The sequence below is a fragment of the Burkholderia sp. Bp8991 genome (assembly GCF_003853795.1).
Classification (GTDB): domain Bacteria; phylum Pseudomonadota; class Gammaproteobacteria; order Burkholderiales; family Burkholderiaceae; genus Burkholderia.
Map to the genome: position 1 here is coordinate 1 of NZ_QTQJ01000050.1, position 12873 is coordinate 12873.

13 protein-coding genes are annotated in these 12873 nt (G+C 70.5%); 5 read left to right on the plus strand and 8 right to left on the minus strand.

Annotated features, from left to right (window positions below; all coding sequences use genetic code 11):
• Positions 1-111 precede the first annotated feature (111 nt).
• A complete protein-coding gene (locus tag DIE02_RS33440) occupies positions 112-279 on the minus strand; it encodes a DUF1427 family protein (RefSeq protein ID WP_044846122.1) in 168 nt (55 codons plus the stop codon).
• 113 nt (positions 280-392) lie between these two features.
• On the opposite strand from DIE02_RS33440, the gene DIE02_RS33445 reads away from it, so the two are divergent.
• A complete protein-coding gene (locus tag DIE02_RS33445) occupies positions 393-1316 on the plus strand; it encodes a LysR family transcriptional regulator (RefSeq protein WP_124489483.1) in 924 nt (307 codons plus the stop codon).
• A gap of 19 nt (positions 1317-1335) precedes the next feature.
• Here the strand turns inward: DIE02_RS33445 and DIE02_RS33450 are convergent, their stop codons facing one another.
• The gene (locus DIE02_RS33450; protein ID WP_124489484.1) at positions 1336-2022 is read right to left on the minus strand and encodes a hydrolase; all 687 of its coding nucleotides are present in this window, start codon (positions 2020-2022) and stop codon (positions 1336-1338) included.
• 283 nt (positions 2023-2305) lie between these two features.
• On the opposite strand from DIE02_RS33450, the gene DIE02_RS33455 reads away from it, so the two are divergent.
• The 4 genes from DIE02_RS33455 to DIE02_RS33470 all read left to right on the plus strand — a co-directional run bounded on the left by DIE02_RS33455 (position 2306) and on the right by DIE02_RS33470 (position 5520).
• Positions 2306-2566 (plus strand): XapX domain-containing protein, encoded by a 261-nt coding sequence (locus DIE02_RS33455; protein ID WP_044846125.1) that lies wholly within the window; start codon positions 2306-2308, stop codon positions 2564-2566.
• Between the two features lie 10 nt (positions 2567-2576).
• Complete coding sequence (locus tag DIE02_RS33460; protein WP_124489485.1) at positions 2577-4157, plus strand: sodium:proton antiporter; 1581 nt, start codon at positions 2577-2579, stop codon at positions 4155-4157.
• Between the two features lie 61 nt (positions 4158-4218).
• On the plus strand, positions 4219-4611 hold the full coding sequence (locus DIE02_RS33465; RefSeq protein ID WP_059467735.1) for an OsmC family protein: 393 nt from the start codon (positions 4219-4221) through the stop codon (positions 4609-4611).
• 24 nt (positions 4612-4635) lie between these two features.
• Positions 4636-5520 (plus strand): pirin family protein, encoded by an 885-nt coding sequence (locus DIE02_RS33470; RefSeq protein WP_124489486.1) that lies wholly within the window; start codon positions 4636-4638, stop codon positions 5518-5520.
• Positions 5521-5591: 71 nt separating this feature from the next.
• On the opposite strand, the gene DIE02_RS33475 is transcribed toward DIE02_RS33470, so the two are convergent.
• From DIE02_RS33475 to bcsE, 6 genes are read right to left on the minus strand one after another with little or no spacing between them, the layout of a single operon-like run.
• A complete protein-coding gene (locus DIE02_RS33475) occupies positions 5592-5786 on the minus strand; it encodes a hypothetical protein (protein WP_124489487.1) in 195 nt (64 codons plus the stop codon).
• The gene (gene bcsG, locus DIE02_RS33480; RefSeq protein ID WP_124489488.1) at positions 5768-7321 is read right to left on the minus strand and encodes a cellulose biosynthesis protein BcsG; all 1554 of its coding nucleotides are present in this window, start codon (positions 7319-7321) and stop codon (positions 5768-5770) included. Before bcsG ends, DIE02_RS33475 begins: the two co-directional genes overlap by 19 nt.
• Positions 7322-7348: 27 nt before the next feature.
• Positions 7349-9886: a UDP-forming cellulose synthase catalytic subunit gene (gene bcsA, locus DIE02_RS33485; RefSeq protein ID WP_124489489.1), complete on the minus strand. Its 2538-nt coding sequence runs from the start codon at positions 9884-9886 to the stop codon at positions 7349-7351.
• A complete protein-coding gene (gene bcsQ, locus DIE02_RS33490) occupies positions 9883-10671 on the minus strand; it encodes a cellulose biosynthesis protein BcsQ (RefSeq protein ID WP_124489490.1) in 789 nt (262 codons plus the stop codon). Before bcsQ ends, bcsA begins: the two co-directional genes overlap by 4 nt.
• The gene (locus tag DIE02_RS33495; protein WP_124489491.1) at positions 10668-10877 is read right to left on the minus strand and encodes a hypothetical protein; all 210 of its coding nucleotides are present in this window, start codon (positions 10875-10877) and stop codon (positions 10668-10670) included. Before DIE02_RS33495 ends, bcsQ begins: the two co-directional genes overlap by 4 nt.
• Positions 10874-12862: a cellulose biosynthesis protein BcsE gene (bcsE, locus tag DIE02_RS33500; RefSeq protein WP_124489492.1), complete on the minus strand. Its 1989-nt coding sequence runs from the start codon at positions 12860-12862 to the stop codon at positions 10874-10876. Before bcsE ends, DIE02_RS33495 begins: the two co-directional genes overlap by 4 nt.
• Positions 12863-12873 lie beyond the last annotated feature (11 nt).

Sequence of the window (12873 nt, forward strand, 5' to 3'; positions counted from 1 at the left end):
GCGACGGAAGTCGCGACGGGGTTCGCGCGGTCGAGGGTCGTGAATCGTCCGTTGTGGAGGATCAGATCCGGTTGAGTGTCGGGTACGCTCATCAATATGTCCTCGATGCAATCAGAAACCGAGCCAGTGACGGACCGGTGCAACGGCCGCCACGCCGATCAGCATGCCGGCCAGCCCGACCAGCGCGATCAGCGGCGGTGCGGGCGAGCGCACCTTGATCACGCTGTACACGACGCCGACCAGCACGCCGGCGCCCAATGAAACCAGATACGATTCCATACGTCCCTCCCGACTGAATTAGAATGTGCCGCATTACCGCCCGGGCGCCGTGCGCCTGCGGCCCGATCCGCTGCCGTCCCGTCCGCTTCACTTCGCCGCCACGCTTTCCAGCCATGCAACATCTGCCCGACCTCGAAGCCTGGGCCATCTTCGCGCGGGTCGCGGAGACCGGTTCGTTCGCCAAGGCCGCCGACCTGCTCGGCATCACGCAACCGACCGTGTCGAAAGCGATCGCGCGACTCGAAAAGCGCCTCGGCGCGATGCTGCTGTACCGTACGTCGCGCAAGCTGTCGCTCACACCGACCGGCGAACTGCTGCGCGATCGTGCGATCCGGCTGCTCGCCGACGCCGAACTGATCGAGGACGAGGCATCCGCGCACGCGCTCGAACCGCACGGCCTCGTGCGCGTGAACGCACCGATGTCCTACGGCCTATGCAATCTCGCGCCGCTGCTGCCCGCGTTTCTCGAACGCTATCCGCGCGTCGACGTCGACCTCGTGCTCACCGACAACTTCGTCGACATCGTGTCCGGCGGCTTCGACGTCGCGATCCGGATCGCCGAACTGAGCGATTCGTCGCTGCGCGCACGCCGCCTGTGCGCGGTACGCCGGCCGCTCGTCGCGTCGCCCGCGTATCTGGACCGGCACGGCCGGCCGACCCATCCGAGCGAACTCGACCAGCACGTGTGCCTGACCTACACGAACATCCCGACGCCCGAATACTGGCGCTTTCGCCATACGACGTCGGGCGACGAATTCGGCGTGCCGGTGCGCGGGCGCATCCGTGCGAACAACGCCGACGTCCTCTGCCCCGCGCTGATCGCCGGCCACGGTATCGCACTGCAGCCGGCGTTCCTGGTATGGAATGAACTGCAAAGCGGTGCGCTCGAGGAAGTCATGCACGACTGGAAAATTCCGGACCTCAACGTCAACCTCGTCACGCCGCCCGGCATGCTGCGTGCCGCGCGCGTGACGGCGCTGCTCGAGTTCCTCGTCGAACATCTGTCGCACGCGCCGTGGGCACTGCCGCCCGTCTGAGCGGGCGGCCCGCGACCCGTTACTTCGCCGGCACGGCCGGGATCGACTCGTGCGGCGTCGCGGTGCGCTGTGCCGCCTTGTGGACCATCGTGTACGCGTAGTCGACGCCCATCCCGTACGCGCCCGAATGCTCCTTCGCGATCGCCATCACGGCGTCGTAGGTATCGCGGCGCGCCCAGTCGCGCTGCCACTCGAGCGCGACCTGCTGCCAGGTGACGGGCACGACGCCGGCCTGGATCATCCGCTGCATCGCGAAGTCGTGCGCATCCTTCGACGTGCCGCCCGACGCGTCGGCGACCATGTAGATCTCGTAGTCGCCTTCGAGCATCGCGCAGAGCGCGAACGTCGTGTTGCAGACTTCGGTCCACAGGCCGGAGACGACCACCTTCTTGCGGCCGTTCGCAGCCAGCGCGTCGCGCACCTTCTGGTCGTCCCACGAGTTCATCGACGTACGTTCGAGCGTCTTCTGGTTCGGGAACACGTCGAGCAGTTCGGGATAGGTGTAACCCGAGAAGCTGTCGCTTTCGACCGTGGTGATCGTGGTCGGGATGTTGAATGCTTTCGCGGCCTTGGCGAGCCCGACGACGTTGTTCTTCAACGTCTGGCGATCGATCGACTGCACGCCGAATGCCATCTGCGGCTGCTGGTCGATGAAGATCAGCTGGCTGTTCTGGGGGGTGAGGACTTCAAGCTTCGGGTTGCTCATGGCGCGTATCATCCTTTGGACAGGAAACGTTTAAGGCTTGCCTCGATCGGAAACCGAGAGGAGCCGACTGTGCGTTACCCCGGATCTGCGTCTTCCGGTTGCAGCCATTTAATCGGAAAAGCCGCGGCTCGAACATCCAAGAAATGGAATCGATCGAATTCCGAAAGAGGGGGCTCTCCAACGGCTGTCCGCCCTTTTGTTCCACACGTAAACCCGATACGCTTCCAGCACGTTGAAGGCGCGCCCTTCGCCCCCGATCAGCCTATCACGAGAGGTTTTCATCATGAAGCCGTATTTTCTGTCGCTGTTCGCAGGCATCCTCGCCGGCGTCATCTACGGTGCGCTCGGCGTGAATTCGCCGGCACCGCCGATCATCGCGCTCGTCGGCCTCCTCGGCATGCTGGCCGGCGAACAGATCCTGCCGCTCGCGCGCCGGATGCTGGCCGGCTACCGGCTGAATACCGCGTGGCGCGATGCACAATGCAGCCAGCACATGTTCGGCGCGCTGCCGGGCGCCGCCGCGAACGATCGCAAGCCGTCGTGATGCAAGACTCATGACCAACGTCGAGCTGTTCCACTACCTGCTGCTGTTGATCTGCGGCGCGGGCGCGCTCACCTGGCTCGCGGAGCGCGTGTCGATCCCGCCGGCCGTCGTGCTGCTGCTTGGCGGCTGCGTGGTGGCCATCGCAGGCAAGCGCACGCCCGACATGGATCCGGCGCTGCTGCTCGTGGCCGTGCTGCCGCCGCTGCTGATGTCGAGCGGCTTCTATACGGCGTGGAAGGAATTCCGCCACGAGCTCGCGTCGATCGCGTCGCTCGCGCTCGGCGCGGTGGTGTTCACGACGGTTGCGGTCGCGCTCGCCGTGCATGCGGCCAATCCGGCGCTGCCGTGGGCCGCGTGCTTCACGCTCGGCGCGATCGTGTCGCCGCCCGACGCGGTCGCCGCGAAGGCGATCCTGCAGCGCCACCCGCTGCCCGCGCGGCTCGTCGCGGTGCTCGAAGGCGAAAGCCTCGTCAACGATGCATCGGGCCTGCTGCTGTATCAGATGGCCGTCTCGGCCGCGCTCGCCGTCACGATCACGACCGCGAGCGCCACCGGCCTGTTCTTCTCGCTCACGCTGATCGGCATCGCGGTCGGCCTCGCGTGCGGCCATGCGATGTGCTGGGTGCTGCAGCGCCTGCGCGAGCCGATGCTCGGGATCGTCGTGACCTTCGCGATGGCGTGGGGCAGCTACGGGATCGCCGAAGCCGTGCACGGTTCGGGCGTGCTGTCGGTCGTGACCTGCGGCCTCGTGCTCGGCGTGCGCCAGCATCGCGTGTTCGGCGCCGACATGCGGATCAAGGCGAAGGCGACCTGGGAAGCGATCGTGTTCGTGCTCGACGCGCTCGTGTTCATCCTGATCGGCCTCGCGCTGCATGCGATCCTCGCCGGCGTGAACCACGAAGGCGCAGTGCTGATGGCCGGCCTGCGCGTCGCGCTGCCGGCCACCGCCGCCGCGATCGCCGCGCGCGTCGTGTGGGTGTTCGTCGCGATGTGGCTGCCGGGCCGCCTGCGCGCGCCGCGCGCGGGCCATGCGCCGTGGTCGTGGCGCGAGGCCGTCGTGCTCGGCTGGTCCGGCATGCGCGGCGTCGTGAGCCTCGCGGCCGCGATCGCGCTGCCGGGCAACTTCCCCGGGCGCGACCTGATCCTGTTCAGCACGTTCCTGCTGATCATCGCGACGCTGGTCGTGCAAGGCGGCACCCTTGCGCCGCTGATCCGCGTGCTGAAGCTGCGCCCGGCCGCGCGGCGCACGATGTCCGAGCATGCCGTGCGCGCCCACACGTTCGGCGCGGCGCTCGCCGAACTCGATGCGCGCGAGCAGCGCGGCACGAGCCTCGAACGCGCATCGCTCGACCGGCTGCTGACCGAATACCGCAGCCGCGTCGCGTTCAACGAACGCGCGCACCGCGACGGCGCGGAACCGGCGGACGTGCGCGCGCGGATGCTGCGCGTCGAGCTCGAGCTGGTCGGCGTGTCGCGTGATGCGCTGCTCGAGCTGCATCGCGACGGCCGGGTCGACGACGCGGTGCTGCACCGCATAGAATCCGAGCTGGATTTCGAGGAACTGCGGCTGCAGCGCCTGCTCGAACCGTAACGTCCGGCCTGCCCGGCCCTCCCCGGCCGGCCCGCCTTCCCTTTCCCCACATGGAATTGCAATGAGCGAACTGTCCGTCGAAGCGAGCATCGGCTCGGTCGATTACCTGGTCCATTTCACCGACGGCGTCCATCAGTGGCGCGCCGACGAACCGGCGTCGCTCGGCGGCGGCGACACCGCACCGACGCCCGTCGCGCTGCTGCTGTCGAGCCTCGGCGCGTGCACCGCGATCACGCTGAAGATGTACGCGCAACGCAAGGGCTGGCCGCTCGCCGAAGTGCACGTGAAGCTTGCGCACGAATCGGGCAGCGCGGGCAGCACGATCGTGCGCCGCATCACGCTCGACGGCGACCTGACCGACGAGCAGCGCGAGCGACTGCTGCAGATCGCGAATGCGTGCCCGGTGCACAAGATCCTCACGCACCCGATCACGATCGATACGGCAATCGCCTGACCCACCGGATACGAGAGACCCACCATGTCAGCATCGATCAAGACCCTGCTCACGCCGCGCGAGAGCGACATCGGCAACCTCGTCGTGCGCCGCGTGCTGCCCGCGCGCGCCGCGCGCCTCGTCGGCCCGTTCATCTTCTTCGACGAGATGGGGCCGGCCGTGCTGCCGGCCGGCAGCGGCATCGACGTGCTGCCGCATCCGCACATCGGCCTCGCGACCGTCACCTACCTGTTCGACGGCACGCTGATGCATCACGACAGCCTCGGCTTCCGGCAGAAGATCGTGCCCGGCGACGTGAACTGGATGACGGCCGGGCGCGGCATCGTCCATTCGGAGCGTTCGCCCGACGAGGACCGCCCGCATGAACAGCCGGTGCACGGGATCCAGACCTGGGTCGCGCTGCCGGTCGAGCACGAGGACACCGCGCCCGCATTCGTGCATCACGCGGCCGACACGCTGCCGTCGTTCACGCGCGACGGCGCGCACGTGCGCGTGATCGCGGGCACCGCGTTCGGGCTCACGTCGCCGGTCGCGGTGTTCTCGCCGACGCTTTACGCATATGCGGAATTCGCAGCGGGCGGGCAGCTCGCGCTCGACGCGGAACACGACGAGCGCGGCGTGTATCTCGTCGACGGCGACCTCACGATCGACGGCACGCCGCTCGCCCCCGCGACGATGGCCGTGCTCGAACCCGGCACGAACGTCGCGCTCGCCAGCGCGAACGGCGCGCGCGTGATGCTGCTCGGCGGTGCGCACCTGCCGGGCGAGCGGTTCATCGAATGGAATTTCGTGTCGAGCGAGCGCGCGAAGATCGAGGCGGCCCGCCACGCGTGGGCGGAGCAGACCTTCGGCAAGGTGCCGGGCGAGGAAAACGAATGGACGCGCCAGCCGGAGCGCCGCGCGCAGTGAGCCCGCGGTGAGCCGATAGCGGTCGGCGCATCGATGCAGCGCGGCCGGCACTCACGCCGGCCGCCTTGCGTTTACCGCTTCAATCCCATCAGCTTCGCGAGCACGGGCCAGCGCTCGAGCGATTCGACGAATGCGCGCCGCGCCTGCTCGTCGACGTAGCGGGCCGGATCCAGCGCGGGCAGATGCCGCGCGAGGCCGAGCACGTCGTTCGGTTGCGACAGGCGATCGTCGTCGCCTTCGCCGATGTTTACTGTTCGTCGATCCATACGCCGTCCGGAGTCTTCACCGCATAGCCTGTGCTCGTCTGCAGCGTCACCGTGCCTTCGTTCTCGCCGACCATCCGCGTGCGCGGCAGGTCGGCGGCATATTGCGCAAGCGTCGCGCCCGGCTTGAACGGGCTGTTCGACACGAGGTTCGACAGCAGCTGCGCGAGCGCGAGGAAGCTCGTCGGCTGGTCGATCACGGTCGTCGTGCCGTGATTGCCGGTGAAGCCGACGAGCCGCACGCCGACCGGCCCGTGGACGACGCGCGGCGTCGGGATCTCGCGCAGGCCGGCCACCTGGTTCTTGTCGCCGCGCAGCGCGGCACCGTGCTCGGGCACGAACACGATCACCGCGCGCCGTCCCGACTGCGCGATCAGGTCGGCGAGCCGGTCGAAGTCGTTCATCATCCGGGTCACGCGCTGCGGATACGAATCGATGCTGGTGAGCGAGCTGCCCACCACGCGGTTGCCGTCGTGCAGGCTGATCGTGTTGTAGTACAGCGCGACCGGGCCCGGCACCGACGCGCGCTGCGCGTACCAGTTCGCGAGCGTGCCGTAGTCGTCCTTGATCGCGGAGCCGTCGAACGCATGCATCGCGACCGGGGCGGCGGCGTTCGAGATCATCGGCGCGTCGGGCACGCCGATGTTGTCGTGAACGACCTGCAGGAAGTTGTCGAAGTGCCCGTCGTGGTTCAGCAGCGACTGCACCGTGTAGCCGGCGGACGCGAGTTGCGAAAACAGGTGGCACTGCTGCGGCGCGGGCTTGTACAGGTCCGCGTGCGCTTCCTGCCCGCAACTCGCGCGCAGCACGCGGATCGCGGCCGGGCCGCTGTAGCTCGCCGCCGTGCTGAAGTTGTTGAACAGGTAGTCGAAGTGGCTCAGCATCGGGTGATTGCGCACCTTCGCGGCATCGAGGTCGTCCCACGACAGCGAGCACACGTGCAGCACGATCACGTCGAACTGCGCGGCCGGATCGTTGCCGAGATGGCCGAACGCGACCTGCCGCTGCGACTCCTGCGCGCGGAACGTCGCGAGCGCCGCGTTGTGGTCCTCCGGCTGGCCGGCCCGCCCGCCCGTCGCGTCGGCCTGCTGCGGGAGCGGCGCGACGACGCGCGCCATCAGCCCGTTGCCGGCCTGCCACAGCGGCATCACGAGCAGCGCGGCGAGCACGAAGGTCGCGACGCGCACCCAGCGGTTGACGATGAAATAGACGATCAGCACGCCCGCCACGGTCAGCACCAGCAGCGGCGGCAACAGGCGCGGCAGCAGCTCCATCCAGTAGTCGAGGCGGAACGTGCTGACCTCGCGCGCGGCATCGACAAGGCGCGCGAGCGGCGGCGCATGCAGCTCGCGCGCAAGGAGCGGCACCGCGATCGCGAGCGCGGCGAGCTGCCGCACGATGCGCCACACGCGCGTGCGGATCGGCGCGCTCGCCGCGAGCGCCAGCGCGAACGCGAGGTTCGCGAGCCACAGCGGCTGCAGGTGGCCGGTCGCGAACAGCGCGAACTTCAGGATGAAATACAGATTCCAGAACGTCATCTAAACCACTCCGTGATGGGCGCCGCGTCAGTCGCGCGCCCGATCGAGCTTCGGTGCCAGCATCGACTGCACGCCGCGCGCCGCACCTTTCCACATCCGTACGTAACCGTCCAGGCCCACGCGCAGCACTTCCTTCAGCCCGCGCAGCGGCGTGTCCGCGCGCGCGCTCGCGTGCCAGTCGAGCCACGCGTCCGCGCGGCCGAACGTGCACTGCACGAGCTGGCGCTCCTGCTCGAGCGTCAGCGCCTCGAAGCTCACGCCGACGTGGGTCGGCGTCACGCGGCTCACGCGCACCGGGAACGGAAACGGCCGGTCGCCGCGCGTCACGCATACCGTCAGCGTGTCGCCGACCGCGAGCGGCAGCCCCGGCACCGCTTCGAGGCCGAGGCCGCCGGTTGAGTAGTCGCTCGTGAAGCATGCGGCAGTCGAGCCGTCGGCGAGCAGCAGCGTCGCCGGCACGCGCATCGCGATCCGGTGCGTGACGCGCACCTGCTTGGTCTCGCGCGCGACGGCCATGGCCGCGCCGAGCATCGCGAGGTTGTAGACGGTCCAGCCGAGCGTGATCAGGATCGTCGACGCCTCGTCGCCCTGGTCGGCCACGAGCCGCCACAGGCCGGCCGCGATCGCGAGCACGTTCAGCGCGAACAGCACGAGGTACGGCTTCGAGGTCGACCAGTCGACGTAGCCTTCGTCGATCTTGCCGCCCTTGTCGGTCACGTTGAACTTGCCGTGCTGCGGGCTGAAGAACGCGACGGTGGTCGGCAGCGCGATGTACCACGCGAGCACCGATTCGTAGACCTCGGCCCAGAACGAGTGGCGATAGCGCCCCTGCATCCGCGAGTTCGCGACGTTCGCGAGCACCAGGTACGGGATCACGTAACTCGCGAGCGCGACCGACGACGCATTGATGAAGTACAGGTGGAAGAACAGGTACGCGAGCGGGATCGTCAGGAACACGAGCCGCGGGATCCCGTAGAAGAAATGCAGCATCGCGTTGCCGTAGCAGATCCGCTGGATGAAGCCGAGCCCGCGCCCGAGGAACGGATTGTCGATGCGGAAGATCTGCGCCATCCCGCGCGCCCAGCGCGTGCGCTGCTTCACGTGGCCCGCGAGACTCTCGGTCGCGAGGCCGGCCGCCTGCACGGTCGGCAGGTACGCCGACGTGTAGCCGCGGCGGTGCAGCTTGAGCGCGGTGTGCGCGTCCTCGGTCACGGTCTCGACCGCGACGCCGCCCACCTCCTCCAGCGCGGTGCGCTTGAGCACCGCGCACGACCCGCAGAAGAACGTCGCGTTCCACAGGTCGTTGCCCGACTGCACGAGCCCGTAGAACAGGTTGCCCTCGTTCGGGATCTCGCGGAACGTGCCGAGGTTGCGCTCGAACGGATCGGGCGAGAAGAAATGGTGCGGCGTCTGTACCAGCGCGCATTTCGGGTCGCGCAGGAACACGCCCATCGAGGTCTGCAGGAACGAGCGCGTCGGCACGTGATCGCAGTCGAAGATCGCGATGTATTCGCCGTGCGTCTTCGGCAGCGCGCGGTTGATGTTGCCGGCCTTCGCGTGGCGGTTGTCGTCGCGCGTCAGGTAGCCGATCCCCGCCTCGCGCGCGAACGCCTCGAACTCGGGGCGCCGGCCGTCGTCGAGCAGGTACACGCGCAGCTTGGCCGCCGGCCAGTCGATGCTCTGCGACGCGAAGACGGTCGGCTTCACGACCGACAGCGGTTCGTTGTAGGTCGGGATGTAGACGTCGACGCTCGGCCAGGTGTCCGGGTCGTCGGGCAGCGGCACGATCGGCCGGTCGAGCGGCCACGCGGTCTGGACGAAGCCGAGCAGCAGGATCATCCACGTATAGGCTTCGGCGCCGTACAGCAGGTAGCCGGCGAACGCCTCGACGGGGCTGCGGAAATCGAGTGTCTGGGTCGTGCGCCACCACACGTAGCGGACGGTTGCGAGCAGCGCGAGCGACGCGAGCGCAAGCGTCGGCAGATGGCCCGGCAGGCGGCGCAGCGCGAGCGCCAGCACCGCGACGATCGCGAAGAACGCGAACTGCGCGCCGGGCATCAGCGGCGACATCCCGGCCGCGGCCCACATCAACGCGCCGGCGATCAGCAGCAGCGGCGCGAGCCAGCGGTGCCGGCCGACGCCGTGTGCGCGCGCGTCGAGCCAGCCGCCCCAGCGCGCCCACGGCAGACGCGCGAGCAACGCGTCGAGGCGCCGGCCGAGCGCGCGCGCCGCGACGTAGGCCGGCACGACGAACGTGTCGAACCACGCGAGCGGATCGCGCGCGGGCCGGCCATCGGCTGCGCGCGGCGCGCGCACGATCGCGCGCCACAGCCATTCGCGCGGGCTCAGCGGCTGCAGCACGCCCCACTCCCGCGCGAGCCACAGGAAGGCGATGCGTGCCCGGCGGCGCACGGGATCGGGCCGGCCGGGCGGCGGCGCGTGGAAGAACAGCCGCACGAGCCAGTCGAGCAGCGTGCGCTCGGCCGGCAGCCCGATCCCGCGCGCGCACCAGTCGGTCGCGCGCCGGGCCGCGGCACGCCAGCGCGACGCAAACGCGGCCTTCATCGCCGCGCTCCCGTGCGGCCGGCCGCGGCCGCCGCGAGCCACGCGTCGACCCAGTTCGCGACGCCGTTCAGGTCGTGCGATGCCTGCGAATACGGCGCGTCGTCGAAGATCCAGCTGCCGCGCGCGAGCGTTTCGGGCACGGCCGCATCGACGTGAATCCGCTGCTCGAGCATCGACGCCGGTCCCGCGACCGCGCGCAGCATCGCGAGCGCATCGCGCTGCATGTCGCGCGCCGGGTTCAGCCGGTTCACGACGATCTGCAGGTCGCCGCCGCCGGCCCGCAGCGCGTCGAGGCGCGCGGCAATGGTCGCGCACGCGGCCGGTTCGGGCGGCACGACGACGAGCGTCAGGTCCGCGCGGCGAATCGCCTGCTCAGCCTGCGGCGACGGATAGCGCGCGGTGTCGACCAGCACGACGCCGCCAGGCGGCAGCGCGATCTCGTCGAGCGCGCGCGACAGCCAGGCCGGATCGGCCGCGAGCCGCGCATCGCAGGCGGCGGCGCCCGCCGCGTCGACCTGCCCGTACGGGACGAACAGCACGCCGTCGGCATTGCGCCACGTATGCGCGTGCCACGGCGCGGCGTTACCCGGGTCACCGAGCAGGCTGTGCGCGAGCCCGTGCTCGGCCAGCGTGTCGAGACCGAGCGTCGCGCCCATCAGGTTCTGCGCGTCGAACTCGACCGCGACGACCGGCCGGCCGCGACGGGCGAGCAGCACCGCGAGCGCGCCGGCGAGCGTCGTGCGGCCCGCGCCGCCGGTCGTCGACGTGACGGCGATCGTCTTCATGGCGCGGCCCCGCCGGCGTGGTCGGCATCGGGCAGCAGGCGCCCGCGCAGCGCGACCGGCACGAGTTCGCACGGCACCGCGTCGCGCCGCTGCAGCCCGCGCGGCGCATGAAAGCCGCGGCCGAGGCCCAGGTGCTGCGCGACGAGCCACACCGGCACCGCGATCGCGATGCCGACGATGAATCCGATGACGAGTTCGGCGATCATGCGCCCTCCGGCTTGCGCAGCGGCATCGCGCTGCGGATGGCGCCGCGCGTGTGCGCGACGGGAAATGCAGGAAATGCCGGCGCATCGCCCGGCATGTCGGCGAGCGGCGTCGCATCGTCGGCGTGAACCGCGTGCGGCGGCGCATCGACGTGCCGGTCGGCCACACCGCCCGCGGCGGCCGCGCCGCCCCCGCCGGCCACGGTGCCGTTGGCGCCCGGTTCGGCACGCGCCGCGCGTTCGGCCGGCCCGCGTGCCGCATCCGCCGGCTGCGCCGTCGCGAACAGGTCGCTGTAGTCGGCGATCGGCGCGCGCCGGTTCTCGGCCTTCAGCGCATCGAGCTCGGTGTCGATGCTGCCCTGCCCGAGACACACGACGCGATCGGACAGCGTCTCGACCGGCACGTCGAAGATACGCGCGAGCGCATCCTCGGCATCGGCCGGCTCGCACGCGAACAGGAACACGTACAGGTGCCCGGCATCGGCCGTCACGACGTCGCCCGCGCGGCGCGGCCGGCAGTGCCGCAGCGCATCGACGTGCGACACGCCGGGCAGCAGCGCGATCTTTGCGAGCGTATGCGGCAGCGCGAGCACGGCGCCGCGATCGAGCACCGCGCGAATCCGCAGGCAGAACGCGCCGACCGGCAGGTAGCCGAGCACCGAATCGCCGAGCGCGGCCGCGAGCGCCGCGCGATAGTCGGGCGCGACGGGCCGCGCATAGAGCTGCCCGCGCAGCGCGTGCACGGCCGCGTGCATCCGCGTCACCGGCAGGTCGCGCGCGACGACGCGGTTCGCGCCGACGCTCAGCACCAGCATCTCGAACTGCTGGCGCAGCACCTCGCCGCGCTCGACCACGGCGATCTTCAACGCGCCGCCGCATTGCCGGCGCAGCGTGTGAACTGCCGCGCACAGCGTCTCGAGCTGCGCATGCGAGCGGAACGCCAGCACCGCGGTCGCGGCCTGCGCGCGTGCGCAGGCCGCGACGACCGCCGCGTTGTCGTCGACGATTTCCCAGTCGGCCGGCACGCGGCCGCCTTCGTCGAGCACCGCGCGGCTGACGACGACGCGATCCTCGTCGGTCGCGAGCTTCATCCGGCGCAGCGGTTCGGCGGCGGCGCCGTCGACGATCGCCGCGAGCCGGCCGCCCGGCGCGAAGCGCAGCGGTCGCACTTCGCCGGCCGCGAGCGTCTCGCCCGCGCGCCAGAAATCGACGACCCACAGCAGCTCGCCGTGCGTGCGCTGCAGCTGCGCGACGCCCGCGCACACGCCGTGAAAGCCGCTGCGCGGCGCGCGATTCGCGTCGCGCACGAGCGGCGGATCATCGGTGTCCGGATCGGCGCCGGTGCGCACGATCTCGGGATCGACCAGCAGCACCAGCGCGATCCGGTGCGTGCGGCACCAGTCGGCGAGCGCGTGCGCTTCTTCCGCGAGCGCCGTCGGATCGTCCCAGCTGAACCAGCGTTGCGCGCCTTCGATGAAATACAGCGAGCGCGCGCGAAAGCCGTAGCGCTTCATCGCGCGCAAGCCGCCCGTGAGCCGCGCGAACGGACCGGGCGCGGCACGGCGCGGCGCACCGGGCTCGCGCGCGGCATCGCCGTCGGCCGCCGCGGGAGCGGGCGGCATCGCCAGCACGTTGAGGTTGCGCGGCCAGCCGGCCGGCTGCGCGCCGCCCGAGAAACCGCGCGCCTGCAGCTGCGCGGCAACGTGCGCCGCGGCGCGCGACAGCACGACCGTCACGTCGCGCGTGCGCGACTGCCGCGCGCTTTCCCACACCAGCGCATCGCACGCCGGCGTGCCGGCGGCGGCATAGATCGCGTACAGGCCGCCCGCTTCCAGCTGCGTCCACGTGTCGGGCAGCCCGTCGATCGCGAGCCGGCTCAGCGGGCCGGCGCGGCCGCCGGCCGGCCCGGTGCGCAGCAGCGCGCGCAGGCGGCCCAGCAGGCCGGCGGCGCCGAGCGCGGGACGGGTTGCATCGAGTTCCGTATTCACGCGTTCTCCCA